The organism is Mycetocola sp. 2940, from assembly GCF_040548835.1.
Taxonomy (GTDB): domain Bacteria; phylum Actinomycetota; class Actinomycetes; order Actinomycetales; family Microbacteriaceae; genus Mycetocola_A.
Window position 1 is genome coordinate 102231 of the sequence record NZ_JBEPSK010000006.1, and the last position, 25919, is coordinate 128149.

The window sequence follows — 25919 nt, forward strand, 5'->3', positions numbered from 1 at the left end:
GCGGAGCGGCTTGGGTCAGTTGGGTTAGTCTCGGTATACCGTCGGCGATGACGTCGAGAGATGAAGGAATAAAAAATGCGCAGAAAAGCACTCGTTGCACCAGTGGCATTGGCGGCAGTGGCCGCTTTTGTCCTGACCGGTTGTGTGAACAATGAGGCGCCCCCGTCGGGAGAGTCGAACGGCGGTTCAGTCTCCGCCGACGAGGAGCTCACCTCGCTCGTTCCCGAGGACATCGCATCGGCCGGAGTGCTCAAGATCGGCGTCGACGCCAGCTACGCACCGAACGAGTTCGAGGCGGATGACGGAAGCGTCACAGGCTGGGACGCCGAACTCGCCGAAGCGGTCGCGGGCAAGCTGGGACTCGAGGTCGAGTGGGAGAAGAACCTGTTCGACGCGATCCTTCCGAAGGTCGCAGGCGGGACTCTCGACCTCGGCTGGTCGAGCTTCACCGACAACGCTGAACGGCAGGCGCAGGTCGACTTCGTCGACTACTACAGCGCCGGCCTGCAGTTCGCCAAGACCGCCGGTTCCGAAGACCTCACGGAATACTGTGGCGTGACCATCGCGATCCAGGCCTCCACGACGTCCGAACAGTTCCTCCAGGCCGAGAGCGACACGTGCGTCGCCGATGGCAAGGAAGCCGTCGACATGCTGAAGTCCGACGGCCAGGACGAGGCGACGAACAACGCCGTGCTTGGGCGCGCCGAGTACATGCTCGCCGACTCGCCGATCACCCAGTACGGTGTCGCACAATCGGACGGCGCGCTGGAACTCAGCGGCGAGATCTTCGACTCCGCCCCGTACGGTGTTGTGATCGAAAAGGATGGTGAGCTGGTCGAAGCCATCCAGGCCGCCATGCAGGCTCTCATCGACGACGGAACCTACCTCGAGATCCTCGAGGAATGGGGCGTCGAGGCGGGTGCCGTCACCGAAGCGACCGTCAACGCCGGCTGAGTCGCGAGACGGGCGTCAGAAGGATGGCAGACACACGGGCGACTCCCGCGCCGGCCTCGGCGCGGGAGTCGTCGACCGCTCCGATCAAAGCGGTGAAGCTCCGGCACCCGCTCCGAACGACCTTCGCGATCGTGATCGCATTGCTGGTCGTGGTGTTCGTCTGGGATGCCGCCACGAGGGATGCCTACCAGTGGCCCCTCGTCGCGCAGTACCTCTTTGATCGCCGGATCAGCCAGGCCGCGCTCATCACCCTCGTGCTGACCGTCTTGTCGATGGTCCTCGCGATCGTGATGGGGCTCGTGTTGGCCGTGATGCGGCTGAGCGACAATCCGGTGCTCAAGGCCGTCTCGTGGACGTACCTGTGGCTGTTCCGCGGAACGCCGGTCTACGTCCAGCTCGTCTTCTGGGGGCTCCTCGGCACGATCTACCGATCGGTGACGATCGGTATCCCGTTCACCGACGTCGAGTTCTTCACCGCCGCCCCGTTCGACTTCATCAACTTGTTCTGGCTCGCGGTGCTCGGCCTCGCTTTCAACGAAGCCGCGTACATGGCTGAAATCGTTCGCGGCGGCATCCTCAGCGTCCCGCGCGGTCAGGACGAAGCCGCGCGCGCCCTCGGGATGAGCTGGCAGCAGACCATGCTGCGCATCGTGGTTCCGCAGTCCATGCGGGTGATCATCCCGCCGACCGGCAACGAGGTCATCTCGATGCTGAAGACCACCTCCCTCGTGACGGCGCTGGGCTTCTCGCTCGAGTTGTACGCCAGGACCCGGGCGATCTCGTCGCAGATCTACGCCACGGTTCCGCTCCTCATCGTCGCGAGCATCTGGTACCTGCTCGTCACGAGCATCCTGATGGTCGGCCAGTACTACCTCGAGAAGTACTACGCGCGGGGCGTCGCACCCCAGCGCGCTCTGGACGGCGAACCGATCCCGACCGGAACGGTGGCTCCCGGAACGGCGAACGCCGAGGCATCCGCCGACACGGACACCATCCCGCCTCCGAAGGGGGAACACCGATGAGCGACACCCTGATGAGCGACATCCCGATGGTCCACGCCGACCACATCGTCAAGAGCTACGGCTCCCACGAGGTCCTCAAGGACATCTCGGTCACCGTCGAACGGGGACAGGTCGCCTGCCTGATCGGACCGAGCGGTTCGGGTAAGTCGACGTTCCTTCGCTGCATCAACCACCTCGAATCGATCAACGGCGGCCGGCTCTGGGTCGACGGCGACCTCATGGGTTACCGGCAGCGCGGCGACAAGCTCTACGAGATGTCGCCGAAGGAGGTCTCTCGTCAGCGGGCGGACATCGGCATGGTGTTCCAGTCCTTCAACCTGTTCCCGCACATGACGGTGCTCGAGAACATCATCGAGGCACCCACCCGGGTGAAGAACGTCAAGAAACAGGCCGCGGTCGCCACGGCCATGCAGCTCCTCGAACGCGTCGGTCTCGCGCACAAGGCGAAGGCCTACCCCGGTCACCTCTCCGGCGGCCAGCAGCAGCGCGTGGCGATCGCCCGCGCGCTGGCCATGGAACCCAAGCTGATGCTCTTCGACGAGCCGACCAGCGCCCTCGACCCCGAACTCGTGGGGGAGGTGCTCGACGTGATGAAGGGTCTCGCCCAGTCCGGGATGACCATGATCGTCGTCACGCACGAGATCGGGTTCGCCCGCGAGGTTGGCGACGCGCTGTTCTTCATGGACGAAGGGGTGATCGTCGAGTCCGGCGACCCTCGCGAGGTGCTCGCGAACCCGCAGCACCAGCGCACGCAGTCGTTCCTGTCGAAAGTGCTCTAGCCGGCGAGCACCTTGCGGATGCGCTGCAGCGACACCGTCTCTGCAGCGCCGATGTTCTGAGCGAACAGGCTCAGCCGGAGTTCCTCAAGCATCCAGCGCGCCTTGACCAGGTGCGGGGGAGCGAACGGATCCAGCGGGATCGTTCCGCCCGCGGCGTCGAAGAGTGCGGCAGCGGCCTGGATCTCGTTCATCCAGACCCGGTCGCGGTTCGGGTTGTCCGGGAGCTTCTCGGCCCGGTGGGCGATCCCCGCGAGATACCTCGGCAGCGCGCCCAGTCGTGCCGTCCCCGTCGCCGAGACGAAGCCGGGGAAGACGAGGCCGCCGAGCTGCGCGGTGGCATCGGAGAGGGCGGGGAGCAGCGAAAGGCTCGTCGCCCGTTTCAGGGATTTCTCAGCGGTCCGCGCCGCGGTGAGGACCTTGGCGACGAGCGACACGGTGTCGAACATCGTGTTCATCATGGCGCCGGAGACCCGGTCGCGAACGGTCTCGAATTCGAGTTTCATGAAGAGGCATCCGTCGGGTGACACTCGGAAGAGCACATCGTCGATGCAGGCGACGAGGCAGTCGTCGAACAGGGCCTGCGTCGACGGGTACGGGCTGGTGGCGAGCACGAGCTTCTCAGCCGAGGTGAGGTGTTGCTGGACGTAGGTCACCGGGGACGCCACGGACAGGAGCAGCAGCCGCCGCACACCGCCGGGCATGGCCCGTCGCTGGTCGGCCTCCGTCGCCATGATGCGGATCGACACGGACGTGCGCTCGTCGACCAGTGCCGGGTACCCGCGGATGGTGTTGCCGGCGTGGCGGGTGTCGACGTAGCGTGGGAGCTCGTCGAAGTCCCAGCGGGTGATCCCGGAACGTTCCAGCGCGTTGGGAGTGGCCTCCGCGACCCTCGCGACGCTTTCGCGGGTGCGGGAGGCGAGGCGGTGCTGCAGATCGACGAGGTCCTTGCCTGAGGCGACCTGGCGGCCCTTCTCGTCGACGACTCGGAACGTCACCCGCAGGTGTCCCGGGATCCGGGACAGGTCGAAGTCGGACGCCTCGATCGGCATGTAGGAGAGACGCTTGATCGCGATCGCCAGATGCGCGGCGAGGGTGTCGTTGTTGGTGGCCTGCGGCGCCGGCTGCGGGGGAGCATCCGGCAACTCGGCCATCAGGCGCCGGGCCCAGTCCGCGGCCGGAACGACATTGCGTCGGATCGCCTTGGGCAGCGATTTGATCATCGCGGTGACGAGGTCCTGGCGAAGCCCGGGAACCTGCCAGTCGAACCCGGCCGGAGACAGCCGGGGGAGCAGCGGCAGCGGCACCTGGACGCTCACCCCGTCGTCCTCCGCCCCGGGCTCGAACCGGTAGCGCAGGCTCAGCTTCTGGTCGCCCTGTCGCCACACCGGCGGGAACTCGGCCTCGTCGACCTCGGGGGCGTCGTCTGGCAGGAGGTCCTCCTGCCGCATGGTGAGCAGGTCGGGGGTCTTCTGTTTCGCCTGGCGCCACCAGCCCTCGAAACTGCGTGTGGAGAACACATCGGCGGGAATCCGCGAGTTGTAGAAGTCGAAAACCGCTTCATCGTCGAAGAGGATGTCACGTCGACGGGTCCGCTCTTCGAGCTCCGCGAGTTCCTTGCGCAGTTTGCGGTTGGCGCGGTCGAACGCCTGCGGGGAGTCCCACTCGCCCTCCACGAGGGCGTGCCTGATGAACAGTTCGCGGGAGAGCTCCGGGTCGATCCGGGAGTACTGGACGCGCCGGCGGGGAACGATGGCGATTCCGTAGAGCATCACCTTCTCCCAGGCCACGACCGCGCCCTGCTGTTTCTCCCAGTGCGGCTCCGAGAAACTACGTTTGACGAGGTCCCCGGCGATCTGCTCGGCCCAGGCCGGGTCGATGGCGGCATTGGTGCGCGCGAACAGGCGCGACGTCTCCACCAGCTCGGCGGCCATGATCGCGTTCGGCTGCTTCTTCGCCAGCGCCGACCCGGGGAAGATCACAAACCGGGTCTGCCGCGCCCCGATGTAGTCGCCCTTCTTCGGCGGTGCGGGCCGGCCGGCACCCTTGCCGCGCGCCGCGTTTGCCGCGGCGACCGTGGCATCCTTCAGCCCGATGTGCGAGAGCAGCCCGGCAAGGAGCGACTTGTGGATGCCGTCGGGGTTGATCGCGCGGTCGCTGAGGGTGAGCCCAAGCGGTTTCGACAGCTGCCGGAGCTGGCGGACGACGTCCTGCCATTCGCGCACACGCAGGTAGTTGAGGTACTCGGTTTTGCACAGCCGCCGGAAGGCGCTGGAGCCGAGTTCCTTCTGCTTGTCCTCGAGGTAGTTCCAGAGGTTGAGCAGGGAGAGGAAATCGCTCGTCGGATCGGTGAACCGGGCGTGCTGTTCGTCGGCCTGGGCCCGGCGTTCGAGCGGGCGTTCCCGCGGATCCTGGATGGTGAGGGCGGCGACGATCGCCATCACCTCGCGGGAGACACCGTGCCGTTTCGACTCGACGACCATCCGGGCGAAGCGCGGGTCGATCGGGAGCCGCGACAGGTCGCGACCCACTCTCGTGAGCGCCGGCGTCGTACCTTCGGCGGTGCTGATGGCGCCGAGCTCCCGGAGAAGATCGATGCCGTCCTTGATGCCGCGGGAGTCCGGCGGCTGGAGGAACGGGAAGGCCTGGATGTCGCCGAGGCCGAGCGACACCATCTGCAGGATCACCGCCGCGAGGTTGGTGCGGAGGATCTCCGGTTCGGTGTACTCGGGGCGCGCGGCGAAATCCTGCTCGGAATACAGGCGAATGGCGACGCCGTCGCTCGTGCGGCCCGACCGGCCCGACCGCTGGTTCGCTGAGGCCTGCGAGATCGCCTCGATCGGCAGCCGCTGGATCTTCGACCGGACGCTGTAGCGCGAGATCCTCGCCGTTCCGGCGTCGATGACGTACTTGATCCCCGGCACCGTCAGGCTCGTCTCAGCGACGTTCGTTGCCAGCACGATCCGGCGGCGCACCCCGGCGACGGCACTGGGCTGGAACACCCGGTGCTGTTCGGCTGAGGTCAGGCGGCCGTAGAGCGGCAGCACCTCGGTGACGCCGGCCCCACCGGAGGAGTATCGGGCGCGCAGGGCGTCGGCCGTGTCGCGGATCTCGGTCTCTCCACTGAGGAAGACGAGGACATCGCCCATCGACTCCGTTGCGAGCTCGTCGAGCGCGGCGGTGATGCCGTCGATCGGGTCGAGGTCCGGCTGGGTCTCGGATGCCTCATCCGGGTCCTCGTCCTCGGCGGGGGCGTCGGCGACGAGCGGGCGGTAGCGGATCTCGACCGGGAACGTCCGCCCGGACACCTCCACGATGGGTGCGTCGTCGAAATGACGCGAGAAACTCTGCGGGTCGATGGTCGCCGAGGTGATGATCACCTTGAGGTCAGGGCGTTTCGGCAGCAACTGCTTGAGATAGCCGAGGAGAAAGTCGATGTTGAGGCTGCGTTCGTGGGCCTCGTCGATGATGATCGTGTCGTAAGCCCGCAGCATCCGGTCGCGGTGGATCGCGTTGAGCAGGATGCCGTCGGTCATCAGCTTGACCTTCGTGTCTTTGCTCGCCTGGTCGGTGAACCGGACCTGGTAGCCGACGAGCCCGCCGAGTTCCGTGCCGAGCTCCTCGGCGATGCGCTCGGCGATGGTGCGGGCGGCGAGGCGGCGCGGCTGGGTGTGCCCGATCGACTCCCGGCCGAGTTCGAGGCAGATCTTCGGCAGCTGGGTGGTCTTACCCGAACCGGTCGCGCCGGCCACGATGACCACCTGGTGGTCGCGGATGACGGCGGCGATCTCGTCCCGCATCTGGCTGACGGGCAGCTCGGGGGGATAGGAGATCGTGAAAGACATAGCCCTCCATCGTACTTCCGTCGCGAGCTGCACGGTTTGCAGGGGTGGACGAGGCCCGCAACCACCCCAAAGCTGTGAACTCGCGGCGCCGCGGCCGATTCCGCTGACGGCGAAGCCGGGCCGCTCAGGTTGGTGGCACCACGGCTGGATGGTTAGCTGGAGCGATGACGACATCCTGGACCGGTCCTGTGCTTCCCCTCAACTCCGGAGCGACGATCCCGCAGCTCGGGTTCGGCGTGTTCAAGGTGGACCCGGCCGGGACCGAAAGCATCGTGTCGGATGCCCTCGAACTGGGCTACCGCCATATCGACACCGCAGCCATCTACGGCAACGAGGAGGGCGTGGGGCGCGCGATCGCGGCCAGCGGCATCCCTCGCGAAGATCTGTTCGTCACCACCAAGCTGTGGAACTCCGACCAGGGCACGTCGTCAGCGCACGACGCGATCGACCTCAGCCTCGAGAAGCTCGGGCTGGAGGCGGTCGATCTGTACCTCATCCACTGGCCAACGCCGCGCCGCGACCGATACCGGGAGAGCTGGAAGGCGCTCCAGCAGATTCAGGCCGACGGCAAGGCGACGTCGATCGGGGTCTCCAACTTTCTCGTCGAGCACCTCGAGAACCTTCTCGCCGACGGCGGGGCCGTCCCGGCCGTGAACCAGATCGAACTGCACCCGGCGCTCCAGCAGCGGGAGGTCGTCGAGTTCTCCCGTAGCCACGGCATCCAGATCGAAGCGTGGGGTCCTCTCGGGCAGGGCAAGTACCCGCTCCTCGACGAGCCGAGCGTCGCGACCGCCGCTGCGGCCCACGACAAGACTCCCGCCCAGGTGATTCTGCGCTGGCACCTGCAGAACGGCAACATCGTCTTCCCCAAGTCCAACAGCCGTGCCCGGATCGCCGAGAACCTCGCGATCTTCGACTTCGAGCTGACGGAGGCCGAAATCGCCGCGATCTCCTCCCTCGAGCGCGACGGCCGCGTCGGCTCTCACCCGAACGACGTCAACTGACCACCGAACCGAGGACCTGTCATGGCACTGCCCGACACTTTCGACTCCGCCACCGACGCCTTCAACGCCGACTGGGCGAGCTGGCACGAGGCGCGGGAGCGCAGCACCGGCTCACCGCTCGGCCTCGCCTCACTCGTCGCCACCCACTGGCTCGCCGGGGCACCGTCGGAGTACGAGGGCGTGCCCGGTTCGTGGCAGTCCGCCCCTGAGGGGATCGTGGGCACCGGCGACGACCTCGAGGGTCTGACCCTCCTGCAGAGCGGTCGGCCGATCGGCGCCATCTCCGGGGGCAGCGTCACCCTGACGGCGGGCCAGGACATCGAGTGGGGCGAGAAGCGACTGCGCTACTTCGAACGTGACGGGGCGCTCGCCCTGCGCCTGCTCGACCCGGAGGCGCCGACGCGCACGGTGCTGCGCGGCATCGACGCGTTCCCGCCCACCGAGGAGTTCGTCGTGACCGGCCGGTTCCGCCAGGCCGACCCGGAGTCGAGCGTCGAATTCACCACCATCGACGGGCACCGGTCGACGGATGCGCCCGCCGGGTTCGTCGATCTCGACCTCCACGACGGCGCCGCATCGCTCACCGTCACCCTGGAACGGGGCCGGTTGCACGCCGTGTTCGCCGACGGGACCAGTGGCGACGAGAGCTACCGGTTCCGTTTTCTCGACCTGGCCCTGCCGGGCGAAGACGGCTCCGTGGTCGCCGACTTCAACCGCGCCTACCTGCCGCCGTGCGCGTTCAGCGATTTCTACGTCTGTCCGCTGCCGCCGGCCGGAAACCGGCTCAGCACCCCCATCCGCGCCGGGGAGAGAAACGTGCTCCGCTCCGCCTGACCCGGGCCGGTCGCCCCGTCTCGGCGCCTCAGCGTCGGATAAGGCCCTTCGACGCGGTCGCGGAGCGACCTTGCTCAGGAACCGCGGCGCCAGATAAGGACGCCAGGCGCGCAGCATCCTTACCTCGGGGCTTTTTCCTTGTGCGGTGCCGGTCGAGGGTCGCGATCTGACCCAACGCGTTACGTCGTGTTTCGCGCGGATGGCGCCGGGAGCGGCAACCGGCGTAGCGTCGCAAGCATGGTCGAGAACAGAGCAAACCGCCCCCTGCGGGTCGTCGCCGTCAGCGGCAGCCTGCACGCTCCGTCGAAGACGAGTGTGCTCGTCTCGGCCATCCTCGACGAGATCGCCGAGCACCAGGACATCTCGCGCCACATCATCGAACTCAGCGAGATCGGACCGGAGTTCGCCGGGGCTCTCACCCGCGAGCAGGTTTCCCCATCGGTCGAGGAGGAACTGCGCCGGATTGAGGATGCCGACCTGCTCGTCGTCGCGAGTCCTGTCTACCGTGGTTCGTTCACCGGGCTGTTCAAGCACCTCTTCGACTTCGTCGGGCAGTACGCCCTCATCGACAAGCCGGTGCTGCTCGCGGCGACCGGTGGCGGCGAACGCCACGCCCTCATGCTCGAGCACCAGTTCCGGCCGCTTTTCGGATTCTTCCAGGCGCTCACCCTGCCGATCGGCGTTTACGCCTCGAACACGGATTTCACCGAGTACACCCTTACCTCCGAGGCCGTGAAGTCGCGGGTCGAACTGGCGGTGCTTCGCGGGCTGCCGTTCGTCCGCAACCGTGACCGTGACCGTGACGACGTGTCGGCGTACGTCGGGGCCTGGTAGCCCGCAACAGCCGACCCTAGGCTGAAGGCATGGTCAACCGCCTCGCCTCCGCCCTCAGTCCCTACCTCCGGGCGCACGCCGACAACCCCGTCGACTGGCGTGAGTGGGGTCAGGATGCATTCGACGAGGCATCCGCCCGGGACGTCCCGGTTTTCGTATCGATCGGGTACTCCACCTGCCACTGGTGCCACGTGATGGCGCGGGAGTCGTTCAGCGACCCGGACATCGCCGGCATCCTCAACGAGAATTTCGTGAGCATCAAGGTCGACCGGGAAGAGTATCCCGGAGTTGACGCGAGCTACATGGCGCAGGCCGCCGCGTTCACCAGGCAGCTCGGCTGGCCGCTCAGCCTGTTCACGACGCCGCAGGGCCTGGCGTTCCACGCCGGGACCTATTTTCCGCCGATGCCGGTCTCGGGGTACCCGTCGTTCCGGCAGGTGCTCGAGGCCGTGCTCGAGGCCTGGGCGAACCGTCGCCCCGAGGTTCTCCGGAATGCCGCCGCCATCGGCGAGGCCATCTCCGCAGCCCCGGCACCGACCGCGGGGACGCTGCCCGGCGACGCCGACATCGACGAGGCCGTTGCCCGGCTCGCCGCGGTGGAAGACCTCCAATACGGCGGGTTCGGCGAAGCCCCGAAGTTTCCGGTGGCACCGGTCCTCGGCTTGCTTCTCGAGTCGGGGAGCGGCGCCGATCTCGCCGCGCGCTCGCTCGAACGGATGGCCGCGTCGCCGCTCCGCGATCCGGTCGACGGCGGTTTCTTCCGGTACGCCACTCGACGGGACTGGAGCGACCCCCACTACGAACGGATGCTCTACGACAACGCCATCCTGCTCGACGCGTACGCGCGGGCCTGGGCCGACGACACGGGCAGGGACTGGGCGGCCTCGGCGGCGTCCGGCATCGCCGCCTTCCTCACCGGGGTCCTGCAGCTTCCGTCTGGCGGGTACGCGAGCGCCCAGGATTCCGAGTCGGTGATCGACGGGGCGAGGTCCGAGGGCGGATACTACGCCCGCGACGCAGCCGGCCGGTCCGCACTGGAGCCGCCGGCACTCGACGAGAAGGTGCTTGCCGGCTGGAACGGCCTCGCCATCGCCGCGCTCGCCCGGGCCGCCGTTCTCTTCGACCGCGACGACTGGCTCGAGTCTGCCCGGTGGGCCGCCGACTACCTCCTCGAGAATCATCGCGGGCCGGACGGCCGGCTGATCCGGGCCACGGTCGCCGAGCGGCGCTCCACCGCGCGGGCAACGCTCGAGGACTACGGGATGCTCGCCACCGGTCTGCTCGGGCTCGCCGCGGCGACGGGCGAACCGGTGTACGCGACGACCGCGCGCGCTCTGGTCGACGACACCCTCGCCGCGGGCGCCGCCGCCGGCACCGTCTTCGCGGAGCCGGGTGGTGGTGACCCGGTGTTGGCGGCGTCGGGGATCGCGCTCGCGGGAGATCCGTCAGAGGGTGCGTACCCGTCCGGGATCAGCGCGAGTGCGGATGCCGCCTGGCGGCTGTTCCTGCTCACCGGGGAGAACCGCTACCGCGAGGCCACGGTCGCAGCCCTGGCACCGATCGGGGCCCTCGCCCTGGCGAACCCCCTGTCGTTCGGCACGTCTCTCGGCCTCCTGCACCGGCTCGCGAGGACACCGGTTCAGCTCGTCGTCGTGAGCCCTGACGCCGGTCGCACGGGGGAACTGCCCGCGAGCATCCGCACCCGCCGGACCGATGTCACCGCGCTGGTGACCGAGCAGCAGGCGCGTGAGTTCGCGGCCGCCGGCTTCGAGCTGTTCGAAGCGCGGACGCCGAGGAACGGCGCTCGGGCTGCCTACCTCTGCGAGAACTTCACCTGCCGGGTGCCAGAGGAGGTGTGACCCTCAACCCGCCGAAACGGTTCGGTCGGCCCGCCACCGCGGGGACGGTGATGGCCGGCCGCGAGAACGAGGTCAACGTCGGCCGGGTGGGCCCACTCCTCTGGCTGGGGCACAGCCACGACCGATCCTGCCGTGGGTTCGACCCGCCCGGTGTCGGTATCGCGGCCCTCGGCCAGCCAGTTCGGGAGGCCGCCGTCCAGCACGGCGATCGACGTGAAGCCCCAGCGGCGGAACAGTTCCCACAGGCGGGCCGCGCACCCGCCGCCCGTGCTGTCGTACACGACAACCACGCTCGACTCCGAGACGCCCACGGATGCCGCCACCCGCTCGAACTCCGCCGCATCCTGCCGTGACACCGGAAATCGGTTTCCGGTGGTGTCGACACCGCTGAGCTGGTCGGCGAAAACAGCACCGGGTATGTGCCCGTCGAGGAGGTATCTGTCGTACCCGGACAGGTACGCGCGTCCGGAACCGGTGCGGACGACGAGCACGGTGCCGTCGAGGATGACGAGGTCGTCGGAACCGAGGTGGTCGGCCAGCCACTGCGTCGTGACCGTCGGGCCGCTGAGAACAGGAGGCATGATTCCACGGTAGAGGAGCCGGACGACACCGTGCCGTGCCGCCGACACACGCGGTCACGCGGCGTCACAGAGGATGTCACAGAGCGCGGTCAGCACTCGATGACGTTCACCGCCAGCCCGCCCTCGCTCGTCTCTTTGTACTTCGTCGACATGTCCACGCCGGTCTGGCGCATGGTCTCGATGACCTGGTCGAGCGAGACCAGGTGGGTCCCGTCGCCGTGCAGCGACAATCGCGCAGCGCTGACCGCCGTGGTCGACGCGATCGCATTGCGTTCGATGCAGGGCACTTGGACGAGCCCGCCGACAGGGTCGCAGGTGAGACCGAGGTGATGCTCCATGGCGATCTCCGCTGCGTTCTCCACCTGGCCCGGAGTGCCGCCGAGAACCGCGCACAGCGCGCCGGCCGCCATCGCGCAGGCCGATCCGACTTCGGCCTGGCAGCCGCCTTCGGCGCCCGAGATCGACGCGTTCGCCTTGAACAGTGACCCGATGGCCGTCGCGGTGAGCAGGAACCGGCGGATGCCCTCGGCCGACGCCCCGGGGACGAAGCGCAGGTAGTACGACGCCACGGCGGGGATGATCCCGGCCGCTCCGTTCGTCGGTGCGGTGACGACGCGGCCCCCAGCGGCGTTCTCCTCGTTGACGGCAAGGGCGAACGAGTGCAGCCACTCGCTCGGCAGCTCGCGGCCGCTCTCGGCTTCGGCCGCCTCCAGGTGATCCCGCACAGCCGCCGCCCGGCGTTTGACCTGCAGGCCGCCCGGCAGGATGCCCCGGCCGGCGAGCCCGTTCCGCACGGAGTCGTCCATCGCCGACCAGATCGCGTCGAGGCCGGCGTCGACCTCGGCAGGCGTGCGGACCGCTTCCTCATTCGCCCGGGCGACCTCGTCGATTCGCAGGCCGTGCTCGGCGCACAGCGCCAGCAGGGCGACGGAGGTGGCGAACGGTAGCGGGTAGACCGGCGCCGGTCGAGCCGACAGGTCTTCGCCCTCGCGGCGGATAAACCCGCCGCCCACCGAATAGTACGTCTCGCTGGCGACCGGTTCCCCGCCGGCCGACCAGGCGGTGAGGGTCAGTGAGTTCGGGTGGGCGGGCAGGCGCGTGCGCGGTTCGAAGCTGACATCCGTCTTCTCGAAGGGGATGCGACGGACCCCGCCGAGGAGGAGGGAACCGCCCGGCGCGAGCTCGGACCAGGAGCTGCGCACGAGCGCAGGATCGCAGGTCTCCGGGCGTGCGCCTGCGAGACCGGCGACGACGGCATCCGGCGTTCCGTGCCCGATGCCGGTGGAGCCGAGCGAGCCGTAGAGAACACAGGTGATCCGGTCGACCGAGTCGAGGCGATCGGAGAGCCGACCGGCGAAGTCGAGGGCGGCGCGCATCGGTCCGACCGTGTGGGAACTCGACGGCCCGATGCCGATCGAGAACAGGTCGAAAGCCGAGACGTACGCCGTCATGTCTCCTCCTCGAGAACCGCTCCCCGGTGGGGGTTCACTGCCACTCTAGGACGCGACGGCGAGGGGTGGACGATGTTCCGACCGGCGTGCGAGAAAACAGCACAAATGCCCGGTTGGGCGCAGTAAATCGGCGCGGGTCCGACGAGGTCGCCGGCTCAGGCGGATCGTTTGTGCAACACGCCGCGCGCCGCTGCCGCTACGAGGGGTGTCGGTGATTCCATCCGTTTGAGCGGGGGGCGGGGCATCCGAGCGGCAGAGCGGCCCGGCGCGGGGCTCAGGCGGATCGTTTGTGCGACACGCCGCCCGCCGCGGCGGTGGCGCGGCGTGGCGGTGAATCCATCCGTTCGAGCGGCGAAGCGCTCAGCGCAGTCCCTTGCGGGAGGTGATTTGCCCGGTGTCGAACCCGAAGAGGTTCAACCCGCCGTTGAACCGGGCGTGCTCCACCTTGATGCAGCGGTCCATGACGACGGTCAGGCCGTTCTCCTCGCCGTACCGCGCGGCCTCTTCATTCCAGATGCCGAGCTGCACCCACACCGTCTTCGCTCCGATGGCGAGGACGTCGTCGATCACCGAGGGGATGTCGCTCGCCTTACGGAAGACGTCGACGATGTCGGGCACCTCCGGCAGCGACGCGAGGTCGGGGTACGCCTTCTGCCCGAGGATCTCGTCGGCGTTGGGGTTCACGAAGTAGACGCGGAAGTCGGTCGACTGGAGCAGGTAGGTGCCGACGAAGTAGCTCGACCGCGCCGGGTTCGGCGATGCGCCGACGACCGCAACGGACTTCGCGCCGCGGAGGATGCCCAGGCGCGCCTTCGAGTCGGGTCCGACCCAGGTGCGCTGCGACTTCAGCAGTTTCGCCAGCGGAGAGTCGGAGGGCAGCGAGCAGGTGAGCCCGTTCTGCAGCTGGGTTGTGACGAGTTCTGACATGGCTTAAGCCTCCACTGCCTGGGCGAGTGCCTGGTCGAGGTCGTAGATGATGTCGTCGACGTCTTCGATGCCGACGCTGAGCCGCACGACACCGGGAAGCACCCCGGCGTCGAGGAGCTGCTGCTCGGTCAACTGCGCGTGGGTGGTCGATGCCGGGTGGATGATGAGCGTCTTGGTGTCGCCGATGTTGGCCACGTGGCTGGCGAGGTTGACCGACTCGATGAGCTTCTGGCCGACGGCGCGGCCGCCCTTCACGACGAAGCTGAAGACGCTTCCGGCGCCCTTCGGCAGGTACTTCTTCGCCCGCTCGTGATGCGGGTGCGAGTCGAGTCCCGCCCAGTACACCGCCTCGATGCGGGGGTCGACCTCGAGCCAGCGGGCAACGGCACGGGCGTTGTCGACGTGCGCCTGCATCCGGTACGAGAGGGTTTCGACGCCCTGGGCGAGCGTGGCCGCTGCCGTCGCGGAGAGCGCAGGTCCAATGTCCCGGAGCTGCTCCGCGCGCAGGCGGGTGAGGAACGCGTACTCGCCGAAGTTGCCCGACCATTCGAGTCCGCCGTAGCTCGGGACCTGCTGGCCGAACAACGGGAACTTGTCGCTGTGCCAGTCGAACCGGCCGCTTTCGACGACGACGCCACCGAGGGTCGTGCCGTGCCCGCCGAGGAACTTCGTCGCCGAGTGGGTGACGATGTCAGCCCCCCACTCGATCGGTCGGTTGAGGTAGGGAGTGGCGATCGTGGAGTCGATCACGAGCGGGATGCCGTGGGCGTGGGCCACGTCGGCGAGGGCTTCGATGTCGGCGATCTCGCCTGACGGGTTCGCGATGGTCTCGGCGAAGATCAGCTTCGTCTTGTCGGTGATCGCGGCCGCGTAGTCTTCCGCGTTCGCGGACTGGACGAACGTGGTCTCCACGCCGAACCGCCGCAGGGTCACGTCGAGCTGGGTGATCGAACCGCCGTAGAGGTTGGCGGATGCCACGATGTGGTCGCCGCTCCCGACGAGGCTCGCGAAGGTGATGTACTGCGCTGAGAGCCCGGATGCCGTGGCGACGGCGCCGAGGCCGCCTTCGAGACTCGCCACCCGCTCTTCGAAGCTTGCCACGGTCGGGTTGGCGAGCCGGGAGTAGATATTGCCGTATTTCTGCAGGGCGAAGCGCGCCGCAGCATCCGACGTGTCATCGAACACGAACGCCGTGGACTGATAGATGGGGAGTGCGCGAGCACCGGTCACCGAGTCGGGGATGTTGCCCGCGTGAATTGCACGCGTGCGGAAGCCGTATTCGCGATCTGCCATGCATTCGAGGCTACCGGCTCTGGCGGGAGCTTTCCGCCCGGCGCCGTAACAATGAGAAGCACAGCTCAGCCGGCGAGCGAAACGGCCGCGAACGCGAGACCGGCGATGAGCAGCCAGGCCAGCAGCCCGACCGCGAGGGCACGCCACCCGGTCGTGCCGAGGCGCCGGAGGTTCACGGCGGCCCCGAGCGCGAAAAGAGCCATGGCGAGCAGGAGCGTCTGAACCACATCGGCGGCAGACAGTACGGGTTCCGGGATCGGCAGGACGGTGTTGAGGAGCATCGCCCCGACGAAACCGGCGACGAACAGGGGAACGACCGGCGGACGTGCCCCTCCGGTCGTCACCGCACGGCGACGTTCGACGACGCCTGCAACGGCGACGATCGGGGCGAGCATCAGCACCCGGGTCAGCTTGACGACGAGCGCGAGCGCGAGGGCGCCGCTGCCGGCCAGCTGGGCCGTGGCGACGACCTGGCCGACATCGTGCACGCCCGCTCCGACCCAGTGGCCGAACCCGAGGGCGTCCAGTCCGAGCGGATGCCAGAGGGCCGGCAGGACGAAGATCGCGAGGGTGCCGCAGAGGGTCACGAGGGCGACCGGCGACGCCTGTTCGGAGTGCTTCGCCCGCACCACCCCGGCCATCGCGCCGATGGCGCTCGCCCCGCAGATCGCGAACCCGGTGGCGAGGAGGAGCGGCTCGCGCCCCGGGAGGCGGAACAGCCGGCCGAGCAGCCAGGTGCCGCCGAAACTGAGCAGGACGACGGCGACGGTGCTGAGGAAAACGCCCCAGCCGAGCCCGGCGATGTCGACGAGGCTGAGTTTGAGCCCGAGCAGGACGATCCCGATCCGCATCAGGCGGCGGGCCGAGAACGCGATTCCGGCAGCGAACAGCGAGTCGAGGAGACGGCGGACGGCGGGAACCTGGCCGCAGGCGATGCCGAGCAGAACGCAGATCGTCAGGAGCGGGAGGGCGGGTAGCAGCGCGTGCAGTCCGGCCGCAACGAGCACCGCGGCCGCTGCGAGGCCGATGCCGGGCGCCCGGGAACGCCAGACCGACGGCGTGACCGGTGCGGCGGTCACACCCATGTCGGAAGCCAGGAGTGCAGCATCCAGAACCAGTACGGAACTGTCGTCGCCGACCAGAGCGGATACCAGAATACGGTGAGTGCCGTGGCGGCGATCACGAACACGGCCGTCAGCGAGAGCCCGCGGTTCCTCCGCCACGTTTCATCGTCCGGCGACCCCAGCACCAACCCGAGCACGAAGACGAGGCCGAGCAGCAGGTACGGCAGGAACACGATCGTGTAGAACTGGAACACCGTCCGTTCGGTGTAGAGCAGCCACGGGAGATACCCGGCGACGGTGCCCATGAGGATCAGCCCGACGCGCCATTCGCGGTACCGGGCGAGGCGGTAGACGAGGTAGAGGAGCGCGGTGACAGCGGCCCACCAGATCAGGGGGTTCGCGATCGACGTGATCGCCTGGGAGCACGGTTCGGCAATACAGCCCTCCGTGCCTGTCCCCGGCGACGCGTACCACATGCTCGTCGGCCGGGTCATGGCCAGCCAGCTCACCGGATCGGCCGAATACGGGTGCGCCGCTTTCAGCCCGACATGGAAGTTGTAGATCGACTGCTGGTAATACACGAAGCTCTGCCACGCCGGCGGCACCCAGGAGAACACCCCGGTCCACGCGTTCCCCGCCGCCTCCGCCCAGTGCCGGTAGTAACTGTTGTCGCTGACGAACCAGTTCGTCCAGCTGGCGAGGTACACGGCGAGGGCAGGAGGCACGACGAGGAGGAACGTCGCCGGTCCTTGTTTGAGGACGGCGGCACTCGTCCACAGCGGCAGACCCAGGCGGCGCCGGGCGAGCGCGTCGACGACGATGAGGTACAGGCCGAACGCCGCCAGGAAGTACAGGCCGCTCCATTTGACGCTCGACGCCAGCCCGAAGCAGAGCCCGGCACCGAGAACCCACGGCCGCCACCAGATCACCGGTCCCCAGGATGGGTCCCTGCCGAGGGCCTGGGCAGCGGCGAGGCGCTCGCCGAGGGCGCGCTCGTGCCGTTCCCGGTCGAGAAGGACACAACCGAAGCCGAGGAGCGCGAACAGCATCACCGAATTGTCGAGCACGGCCACCCGCGACATCACGATCGCGTGGCCGTCTATGGCGAAGAGGAATCCGGCGAGCACCGCGAGCAGCGTCGACGCGAACAGCTTGCGCGCGACCAGCATCAGAACGAAGACGGCGACCGTGCCGACGATCGCCGTGGATATCCGCCAGCCGAAGCTGTCGCCGGCCCCGAACGCCGCCAGCCCCACGGCGATCAGCCACTTGCCGAGGGGAGGATGGACGACGTACGACGGATCGTCGAGGTACCCGGAGGTCTCGCCGCGGTTGAACGCCTCATCCGCGTTCTCCGGCCACGCCGACTCGTAGCCGTTCGACAGCAGCGTCCAGGCGTCCTTGACGTAGAACGTCTCATCGAAGACGAGGGCGTGCGGGTGGCCGAGGTTCCAGATCCGCAGGATGCCGGCGAGCAGGGTCACGAGAAGCGGAGCGCCCCAGTACCAGGCCAGACGTCGCCGCGGGGTCGACAGCATCCGTGCCGCCCAGCCGTCCAGCCGGGACCCGCGCTCGACCGGCTCGTGGTCGGGCTCGGCCGTCACAGGCTCGCCGGTCACGACCAGCGCAAACGGATCGCGGTTCGGGGTGGACACCCTGCCATGCTAACCACCGCGGCGGTGGCGGACGGGCAGAGTGGGAGACTGGAGCCATGATCATCCTCGCAGCGACCCCGATCGGAAACCTCGGGGATGCGTCGAAGCGCCTCGTCGACGCCCTCAGCACGGCGGAGGTCGTCGCTGCCGAGGACACGAGAACCACAGTGAAGCTGCTCAAGGGACTGGGCATTGCGCACAAGCCGCGGCTGGTCAGCCTGCACGAGCACAACGAACGCGAGAGATCTGCGGAGCTGATCGAGTTCGCCCGCGATCGCGACCTGCTCGTGCTCAGCGACGCCGGGATGCCGACCGTGTCCGACCCCGGCTATCACCTCGTCGTCGCCGCGGTCGCCGCCGGGATCGAAGTCTCCGTCCTGCCCGGCCCGAGCGCCGTGATCACCGCGCTCGCCGTCTCCGGCCTGCCGACGGACCGGTTCACGTTCGAGGGCTTCCTGCCGCGCAAGCACGGCGACCGGGTGCACGCGTTCCGGCAGCTCGAGCACGAACGTCGCACGATGGTCTTCTTCGAATCCCCGAACCGCCTGGCCGCCTCGCTCGCCGACGCGGCATCCGTTCTCGGAAACGACCGCAGCGTCGTCGTCTGCCGTGAACTGACGAAGATGTTCGAGGAGGTCAAGCGGGGCACTGCCGCCGAGTTGGCCGAGTGGGCCGAGGCCGGTGTCCGCGGCGAGATCTGTGTCGTCATCGCCGGCGCCGAGAAACGGGAGGTCAACCTGAACGACGGTGTGCAGCAGGTGCTCGAGCTGGTGACGGCGGGAGAGCGGTTGAAGGAGGCAACGGTACAGGTCTCTGAGGCGACCGGGCTGAGCAGACGTGACCTGTACCAGGCGGCGCTCGCCGTCAAGAAATGACGCGAGTCGCACACAATGGGGTAGTTCCGGCCGGCCCGCACCCCTGCAACCCCAGCAACTCGCACACGGCGTAACCCTGCAAAGTCCGGCTCTAGGATTGAGTCCATGGCCAGCGGCAAATCGTTCTACATCACCACGCCCATCTTCTATGTGAATGATGCGCCCCACATCGGTCATGCCTACACGGAGGTGGCCGCTGACGTGCTCGCCCGCTGGCACCGCCAGGCCGGCGACGATACCTGGTCGCTGACCGGCACGGACGAACACGGCGAGAAGATCCTCCGCACGGCCACCGCCAACGGCACGACGCCGAAGGAATGGGCGGACAAGCTCGTCACCGAAGCCTGGAAGCCGCTGCTGGCAACCATCAACATCGCGAACGACGACTTCATCCGCACCACAGACGAACGCCACGAGACGAACGTGCAGCTGTTCCTGCAGCGGCTGTTCGACGCCGGATTCGTCTACTCCGGCGAGTACGAAGCGCTGTATTGCGTCGGCTGCGAAGAGTTCAAGCCGCAGTCGGAGATCGTCGACGGCACCGGGCCGTTCGAGGGCCAGAAGGTATGTGCGATCCACTCGAAGCCGCTCGAGCTGCTGCAGGAGAAGAACTACTTCTTTCGGATGAGCGACTTCACCGACCGGCTGCTCGCCCTGTACGAGGAGCGCCCCGACTTCATCCAGCCGGAGTCCGCGAGGAACGAGGTCATCCAGTTCGTCAAGCAGGGTCTCTCCGACCTGTCGATCTCGCGTTCCAGCTTCGACTGGGGCGTCAAGGTGCCGTGGGATGAATCCCATGTCGTCTACGTCTGGTTCGACGCCCTGCTCAACTACATCACCGCCGTCGGCTACGGCCAGGACGAGGAGGAGTTCGCCCGCCGCTGGCCGGCCACCCACATCGTCGGCAAGGACATCCTCCGGTTCCACGCCGTCATCTGGCCGGCGATGCTCCTCGCCGCTGGGCTCGAGGTGCCCAGGAAGGTCTTCGGCCACGGCTGGCTGCTCGTCGGCGGCGAGAAGATGTCCAAGTCGAAACTCACCGGGATCGCCCCGAGCGAGATCACCGACACCTTCGGCGCCGACGCGTTCCGCTACTACTTCATGCGCGCCATCGCCTTCGGGCAGGACGGCTCGTTCAGCTGGGAGGACCTGTCGGCCCGGTACCAGTCGGAACTCGCCAACGGCTTCGGAAACCTCGCATCGCGTGTCGTCGCCATGGTCACCCGTTACTTCGACGGCGTCGTACCGGCGGACAGCAAGCGGACCGACGCGGAGCTGCTGATCCATGCCGTCGTGTCGACGGCATCCGACCTCGCGAATGCGTCGATCGAGAAACTGGCCGTCCACGACGCCCTCACGGCGATCTGGCGGATCGTCGACGAGCTCAACGGCTACATCACCGACCAGGAGCCGTGGGCCCTCGCCAAGGACGACGCCCAGCGGGAGAGACTCGGCACCGTGCTGTACACGGCGCTCGAGGGGTTGCGTGCCCTCGCCGTGCTGCTGTCACCGGTGCTGCCGGACGCCACGGCCCGGCTGTGGACGTCGCTCGGAGCATCCGAAGCGCTCGGCGCGCTCGAGGACCAGCCGCTCCGGGACGCCGGCACCTGGGGCCGGCTGCCGGCAGGAACACAGGTCGCGCCGCTCGACGCGCTGTTCCCGCGCATCGAGGCCACCGTCAACTGACCCGACGGATGCCGCGTCCGCGGCACGCAAGTGGGGTACCGTCGAAACCATGACGAACTCCGCCTCCGAGCGCACGGAACTGAAGTACCCGCCGCTGCCCGAGGCGTTGCTCGTGCCGGTGTATGACAACCACACCCACCTCGACCCGTCGGTCGGCTCCGGCCGGCCGACCGCTGAGGGGGGAGAACTCGATTACCGGGAACACCTCGACCGGGCCTCGAGCGTCGGGGTGCGCGGGATCGTGCAGGTCGGCACCGACGTCGAATCGTCGATCTGGAGCGCCGAGACCGCCGCTATCGAACCGCGGATGCTCGCTGCCGTCGCGATCCACCCCAACGAGACCCCCCGGCTCGACGCTGAAGGGACCCTCGACGCGGCCCTCGCCGTCATCGACGAACTCGCCGGCAGGCCCCGCGTCCGTTCCATCGGGGAGACCGGGCTCGACTACTACCGCACCGGCCCGGAGGGGCGCGCAGCCCAGCAGCGCGCGTTCGAGGCGCACATCAGGATGGCCAAGGAGCACAACCTCGCCCTGCAGATCCACGACCGGGATGCCCACCCCGACGTGCTCGCAACGCTCCGGCGGGTGGGCGCGCCTGAACGCACCGTGTTCCACTGCTTCTCCGGCGACGCGGAACTGGCCAGGGAATGCGCGGATAACGGCTGGTTCATGTCGTTCGCCGGGACGGCGACGTTCAAGAACGCACAGAACCTCCGCGACGCCCTCGACGTCGCCCCCCGCAACCTGCTCCTGATCGAGACGGATGCTCCGTACCTGACGCCGATGCCCCACCGCGGCCGGCTGAACGCCCCCTACCTGCTTCCGCACACCGTGCGCGCGATCGCCGCCCACCTGGGCACCGACCCGTCGATGCTCGCGGCGCAGATCTCCTCCAACACCGAATACGTCTACGGCCACTGGGACACCGACCCCGTCACCTCACCCCCGGATCCCTACGACACTCCCTCTCAGAAAGACGGCGAATGAGCCTGCTCGGCCCCGCAGAAATCCGTGACCTCGCCGACCTGCTCGATGTGCAGCCGACGAAAAAACTCGGCCAGAACTTCGTCGTCGACGCCAACACGGTGCGCCGCATCGTCAAGGTCGCGAAGGTCGCCCCCGGTGAGCACGTCGTCGAGGTCGGCCCGGGGCTCGGTTCGCTCACGCTCGGCCTCCTCGCCGCCGGGGCGAGCGTCGTCGCGGTCGAGATCGACCACCGCCTCGCCGACCAGTTGCCCAAAACCGTCGAACTGCTGCAGCCGGGCGCGCCGCTGACCGTCGTGAGCGCCGACGCGATGCGGATCACCGACCTCCCCGGCGACCCGACCCGGCTCGTCGCGAACCTGCCGTACAACATCTCTGTTCCCGTCCTGCTCCACCTGCTCGAGCATTTCGCGTCGATCCGCGCCGGCGTCGTCATGGTCCAGGCCGAGGTTGGCCACCGGCTCGCCGCCGAACCCGGGTCGAAGATCTACGGCAGCCCGAGCGTCAAGGCGAGCTGGTACGGCGCCTGGCGCACGGCGGGGACCGTGAGCCGCCAGGTGTTCTGGCCGGTACCGAACGTCGACTCCGTGCTCGTCGGCTTCGACCGGCGCGAGGATGCCATCGGCACCGAGGAGGAACGCGTCCTCACTTTCAGCATCGTCGACGCCGCGTTCCAGCAACGGCGCAAGATGCTGCGCCAGTCACTGGGGCAGCTGCTCGGCGGCTCAGCGGCGGCGACGGATGCCATGACGGCGGCCGGCATCGCCCCCACGGCGCGGGGTGAAGAACTCACCGTCCACGATTTTCTCGCCATCGCCCGCCAGGTGGGGTCGCTCTGATGGCCGTCGCCCCGCAGAGCGACAGCACCGGCGACGCGTCGGTCCTCGCCGCCACCGGCCAGAGCCGCGAGTTCTGGCGGACAGCGCTGGCGGAGGCCGGCGCCGCGGAGTGGAGCCATTCGGCCATGGCCACGTGGCTCGTCACCGACCGCGGCGTCGACCCGTGGTGGGCCCAGAACATCACCGTCGACTTCGAGCAGCACAGCGGGCGCCGCCGACCCGGGCAGCGAGCCAACGGCACCTTCGAAGTCTCATCCTCCCGCCGCCTTGTCGGCGACCAGGAGGAGGCACTGGCGGCGGTCGTGGCATCCGTCTCGGCTGCGATCGACCGGCCAGCGACGAGCGTCAACTCCGGCGGAAAGTACTTCAGCGCCCGATGGAAACTCGACGACGGAACAGCGGTGGCGGCGAGCGTCTCGCCGAGTTCCGGCGGCAAGACCACGGTGGCGCTGAGCCACGTCGGCCTGGTCTCGGAGGAGGCCATGCCCGCTGCCAAGGAATTCCTGCGGAACGCCCTGCCCCCTGCCCTGCGTTAGGTTGGTTGCATGACCGCTCCGCTGGCACCGACCTACGCGCACGCACGGGCGCCGGGGAAGATCAACGTCTTCCTCAAGGTCGGTGAACTGATGGACGACGGCTACCACGAACTGGCCACCGCGTTCCAGGCGGTGTCGCTGTACGAGGATGTGCGCGCCTACCCGGCGTCAGACTTCTCGGTCGGTTTCTCGGGCCCGATCGACACCTCGTCGCTCGCGGTCGACGGCAGTAACCTGGCGATCAAAGCGGCCCGGATGCTTGCCCGCAAGGCCGGTTACCGCCGCGGTGTGCGCCTCGAGATCGAGAAGCACGTTCCCATCGCCGGCGGAATGGGTGGGGGATCGGCCGACGCCGCCGCGACGCTGCTCGCCTGCGATGCGCTCTGGGGAACCGAGCTGTCGCGGGACGAACTTCTCGGTATGGCCGCGAAGCTCGGCGCCGACGTTCCCTTCGCGCTCACCGGGGGAACCGCGATCGGAACCGGCAAGGGCGACCGGCTCAGCCCCGCGCTCGCCAAGGGAACATTCCACTGGGTCCTCGCCATCGCCGAGTTCGGGATGTCGACGCCCGACGTGTACCGCGCCCTCGACTCCCACCGGGAGCGGCACGCCCAGGACATCTTCCCCGCCGTCGCCCAACCGACGGTCGACGCCGAAGTGCTGCAGGCCCTCCGCGCCGGTGACGCCAGGCAACTGGCCGAGGCGCTCCACAACGACCTCCAGGCCGCGGCGCTCCACCTCGCGCCGGGACTCGGCGGCATCCTCGAACTCGGAGAGCAGATGGGCGCCCTGGCCGGCATCGTGTCAGGGTCCGGCCCGACGGTGGCGTTCCTGGCGCCGGATGCCGACACGGCGCTCGAACTGCAGGTCAGCCTCAGCGCGTCGCGCCTGCACGTGCTCCGGGTGACCGGACCTGTCCACGGTGCGAGGCTCCTGCACGACTGAATGGCTCGGAGCCCTCGCCCCGGCGCTTAGTCTTGGAGGGTGGCCCATCTTCTCGGAGCGGAACAGCTCCACCTTGAATACCCGACCCGTGTGATCTTCGACTCCGTTACCGCCGGGGTGAACGAAGGCGACCGGATCGGCGTCGTCGGCCGCAACGGCGACGGCAAGTCGACCCTGCTCTCGCTGCTCGCGGGGCGGATCGAACCCGACGGTGGTCGCGTTACGCGGCGACGCGGGGTCACCATCGGCATGCTCGACCAGCGCGATGAGCAGCCGGACGACCTCGTCGTCTCCCAGGCGATCGTCGGGTCGGCGGAGGATCACGAGTGGGCGGGAAGCTCGCTCATCCGGGACGTCATCGGCGGCCTCATCCAGGACATCCCGTGGCACGCGACGATCGGCTCGCTCTCCGGCGGCCAGCGTCGGCGCGTCGCCCTCGCCGCGCTCCTCGTCGGGGACTGGGACGTCCTCTTCCTCGACGAGCCCACCAACCACCTCGACGTCGAAGGCATCGCCTGGCTCGCCGAGCACCTCAAGCGGCGGTGGTCAGCCAACGCTGGCGGCCTCATCGTCGTCACCCACGACCGGTGGTTCCTCGACGAGGTCTGCACCGCCACCTGGGAGGTGCACGACCGGCTGATCGAACCGTTCGAGGGCGGCTATGCGGCGTACATCCTGCAGCGGGTCGAACGCGACCGGATGGCGGCGGCGAGCGAGAACAAGCGCCAGAACCTCATGCGCAAGGAGCTGGCCTGGCTGCGCCGCGGCGCCCCCGCGCGCACCACGAAGCCCAAGTTCCGCATGGATGCCGCCTACGACCTCATCGCGAACGAGCCTGAGCCCCGCAACACCGTCGCGCTGGCGCAGATGGCCACCTCCCGGCTCGGCAAAGACGTCGTCGACCTGCTCGACGCTGGCGTCGTCTACCCGGACCCGGAGTCGGCAACGGGAACGAAGACCGTGCTGAAAGACATCGAGTGGCGGATCGCACCGGGGGAGCGCACCGCGATCCTCGGAGTCAACGGTGCGGGCAAGTCGACGCTGCTCGGCCTCGTCACCGGAACGGTGGAGCCCACCTCCGGCCGGGTGAAGCGCGGGAAGACCGTCAGGATCGCAAGCCTCACCCAGCAGCTGGACGAGCTCAAGGAGATCGAGCACGAACGGGTCTCCACCGTCGTCGGCATGCAGAAGACCTCGTACGTGACCGGCGACAAGGAGATGACTCCCGGCCAGATGCTCGAGCGGCTCGGTTTCACGAGCGCCCAGCTCTCCACTCCGGTGAAGGACCTGTCGGGTGGCCAGCGTCGCCGGTTGCAGCTGCTGCTCATCCTCCTCGACGAGCCGAACGTGCTCATCCTCGACGAGCCCACCAACGACCTCGACACCGACATGCTCGCGGCCATCGAAGACCTGCTCGACTCGTGGCCTGGGACCCTGCTCGTCGTCTCGCACGACAGGTACCTGGTCGAGCGGGTCACCGACCAGCAGTATGCGGTGCTCGACGGGCACCTCCGGCACCTCCCCGGCGGGGTCGACGAGTACCTCGCGCTCCGCTCCGGCCAGGATGCCGCGCCGCTGATCGCTCCGCTCGCGGCCGACGGCGCTGTCGCGTCGGCGTCGTCGCCCAAGCTGGGCGGAGCGGACCTCCGGAACGCGCAGAAGGAGATCGCGTCGACCGACCGCAAGATCCAGAAGATGCGCCAGCGGATCGTGGACACCCACGAGCTTCTCGCCACCCACGACCAGGGGGATTACGTCGGCCTCGGGGAGATCAGCGACCGTCTGCGCGCGCACGAGTCTGACCTCGTCGCCCTCGAAACCCGCTGGCTCGAGCTGTCTGAGCTGCTCGAGTAGCTCCGGCCGAGATGCCGGGAAGGGCTCCCTGTCCGACGTTTCATCGTCGCAGGGAGCCCTTTCGGCATCTCGCGTTACGGGACACCAAAAAAGCCGGCCT

21 protein-coding genes are annotated in these 25919 nt (G+C 68.3%); 14 read left to right on the forward strand and 7 right to left on the reverse strand.

From position 1 onward, the window contains the following. Positions 1 to 75 precede the first annotated feature (75 nt). From ABIE24_RS10710 to ABIE24_RS10720, 3 genes are read left to right on the forward strand one after another with little or no spacing between them, the layout of a single operon-like run. Positions 76 to 954, forward strand: coding sequence for an ABC transporter substrate-binding protein (locus ABIE24_RS10710; protein WP_354499464.1), 879 nt, complete (start codon positions 76 to 78; stop codon positions 952 to 954). Between the two features lie 23 nt (positions 955 to 977). Next, complete coding sequence (locus ABIE24_RS10715) at positions 978 to 1976, forward strand: amino acid ABC transporter permease (protein WP_354499465.1); 999 nt, start codon at positions 978 to 980, stop codon at positions 1974 to 1976. Next, complete coding sequence (locus ABIE24_RS10720) at positions 1973 to 2755, forward strand: amino acid ABC transporter ATP-binding protein (protein WP_354499467.1); 783 nt, start codon at positions 1973 to 1975, stop codon at positions 2753 to 2755. Before ABIE24_RS10715 ends, ABIE24_RS10720 begins: the two co-directional genes overlap by 4 nt. Here ABIE24_RS10720 and hrpA read toward each other — a convergent pair. Beyond that, positions 2752 to 6630, reverse strand: coding sequence for an ATP-dependent RNA helicase HrpA (gene hrpA / locus ABIE24_RS10725; protein WP_502916268.1), 3879 nt, complete (start codon positions 6628 to 6630; stop codon positions 2752 to 2754). The genes ABIE24_RS10720 and hrpA overlap by 4 nt on opposite strands. 131 nt (positions 6631 to 6761) lie before the next feature. On the opposite strand from hrpA, the gene ABIE24_RS10730 reads away from it, so the two are divergent. The 4 genes from ABIE24_RS10730 (at position 6762) to ABIE24_RS10745 (ending at position 11128) form a co-directional block, all read left to right on the forward strand. Next, a complete protein-coding gene (locus tag ABIE24_RS10730; protein WP_354499470.1) occupies positions 6762 to 7601 on the forward strand; it encodes an aldo/keto reductase in 840 nt (279 codons plus the stop codon). Between the two features lie 21 nt (positions 7602 to 7622). Beyond that, entirely contained in the window at positions 7623 to 8435 is an 813-nt protein-coding gene (locus tag ABIE24_RS10735) for a DUF1684 domain-containing protein (protein ID WP_354499472.1), read from the forward strand. 237 nt (positions 8436 to 8672) lie between these two features. Beyond that, complete coding sequence (gene msuE / locus ABIE24_RS10740) at positions 8673 to 9269, forward strand: FMN reductase (protein ID WP_354499474.1); 597 nt, start codon at positions 8673 to 8675, stop codon at positions 9267 to 9269. 29 nt (positions 9270 to 9298) lie between these two features. Beyond that, positions 9299 to 11128, forward strand: a complete 1830-nt coding sequence (locus tag ABIE24_RS10745) for a thioredoxin domain-containing protein (RefSeq protein ID WP_354499475.1) — start codon at positions 9299 to 9301, stop codon at positions 11126 to 11128. On the opposite strand, the gene ABIE24_RS10750 is transcribed toward ABIE24_RS10745, so the two are convergent. The 6 genes from ABIE24_RS10750 to ABIE24_RS10775 all read right to left on the reverse strand — a co-directional run bounded on the left by ABIE24_RS10750 (position 11083) and on the right by ABIE24_RS10775 (position 18099). Further along, a complete protein-coding gene (locus tag ABIE24_RS10750) occupies positions 11083 to 11709 on the reverse strand; it encodes a sulfurtransferase (RefSeq protein ID WP_354499477.1) in 627 nt (208 codons plus the stop codon). The genes ABIE24_RS10745 and ABIE24_RS10750 overlap by 46 nt on opposite strands. An 89-nt stretch (positions 11710 to 11798) precedes the next feature. After that, on the reverse strand, positions 11799 to 13160 hold the full coding sequence (locus ABIE24_RS10755; protein WP_354499478.1) for an L-serine ammonia-lyase: 1362 nt from the start codon (positions 13158 to 13160) through the stop codon (positions 11799 to 11801). A 360-nt stretch (positions 13161 to 13520) separates the two neighbouring features. Beyond that, positions 13521 to 14087 carry a CoA-binding protein gene (locus tag ABIE24_RS10760; RefSeq protein ID WP_354499480.1) on the reverse strand — a complete coding sequence of 189 codons (567 nt, stop codon included), beginning with the start codon at positions 14085 to 14087 and terminating at the stop codon, positions 13521 to 13523. Between the two features lie 3 nt (positions 14088 to 14090). Next, entirely contained in the window at positions 14091 to 15380 is a 1290-nt protein-coding gene (locus tag ABIE24_RS10765) for an O-acetylhomoserine aminocarboxypropyltransferase/cysteine synthase family protein (protein WP_354499482.1), read from the reverse strand. Between the two features lie 65 nt (positions 15381 to 15445). Further along, positions 15446 to 16465, reverse strand: coding sequence for a YeiH family protein (locus ABIE24_RS10770; protein WP_354499484.1), 1020 nt, complete (start codon positions 16463 to 16465; stop codon positions 15446 to 15448). After that, positions 16456 to 18099 (reverse strand): dolichyl-phosphate-mannose--protein mannosyltransferase, encoded by a 1644-nt coding sequence (locus ABIE24_RS10775; RefSeq protein WP_354499486.1) that lies wholly within the window; start codon positions 18097 to 18099, stop codon positions 16456 to 16458. The genes ABIE24_RS10770 and ABIE24_RS10775 overlap by 10 nt, the downstream gene beginning before the upstream one ends. A gap of 56 nt (positions 18100 to 18155) precedes the next feature. On the opposite strand from ABIE24_RS10775, the gene rsmI reads away from it, so the two are divergent. The 7 genes from rsmI to ABIE24_RS10810 all read left to right on the forward strand — a co-directional run bounded on the left by rsmI (position 18156) and on the right by ABIE24_RS10810 (position 25819). Continuing rightward, a complete protein-coding gene (rsmI, locus tag ABIE24_RS10780; RefSeq protein WP_354499488.1) occupies positions 18156 to 18974 on the forward strand; it encodes a 16S rRNA (cytidine(1402)-2'-O)-methyltransferase in 819 nt (272 codons plus the stop codon). A 105-nt stretch (positions 18975 to 19079) separates the two neighbouring features. Then, entirely contained in the window at positions 19080 to 20660 is a 1581-nt protein-coding gene (gene metG, locus ABIE24_RS10785; protein ID WP_354499490.1) for a methionine--tRNA ligase, read from the forward strand. 49 nt (positions 20661 to 20709) lie between these two features. Continuing rightward, positions 20710 to 21648, forward strand: coding sequence for a TatD family hydrolase (locus ABIE24_RS10790; RefSeq protein ID WP_354499492.1), 939 nt, complete (start codon positions 20710 to 20712; stop codon positions 21646 to 21648). After that, the gene (gene rsmA, locus ABIE24_RS10795; protein WP_354499494.1) at positions 21645 to 22484 is read left to right on the forward strand and encodes a 16S rRNA (adenine(1518)-N(6)/adenine(1519)-N(6))-dimethyltransferase RsmA; all 840 of its coding nucleotides are present in this window, start codon (positions 21645 to 21647) and stop codon (positions 22482 to 22484) included. The genes ABIE24_RS10790 and rsmA overlap by 4 nt, the downstream gene beginning before the upstream one ends. Beyond that, positions 22484 to 23020 (forward strand): hypothetical protein, encoded by a 537-nt coding sequence (locus tag ABIE24_RS10800; RefSeq protein WP_354499495.1) that lies wholly within the window; start codon positions 22484 to 22486, stop codon positions 23018 to 23020. The genes rsmA and ABIE24_RS10800 overlap by 1 nt, the downstream gene beginning before the upstream one ends. Before the next feature lie 9 nt (positions 23021 to 23029). Further along, positions 23030 to 23965 (forward strand): 4-(cytidine 5'-diphospho)-2-C-methyl-D-erythritol kinase, encoded by a 936-nt coding sequence (locus ABIE24_RS10805; RefSeq protein ID WP_354499498.1) that lies wholly within the window; start codon positions 23030 to 23032, stop codon positions 23963 to 23965. 39 nt (positions 23966 to 24004) lie between these two features. Next, positions 24005 to 25819: an ABC-F family ATP-binding cassette domain-containing protein gene (locus ABIE24_RS10810; RefSeq protein ID WP_354499500.1), complete on the forward strand. Its 1815-nt coding sequence runs from the start codon at positions 24005 to 24007 to the stop codon at positions 25817 to 25819. Positions 25820 to 25919 lie beyond the last annotated feature (100 nt).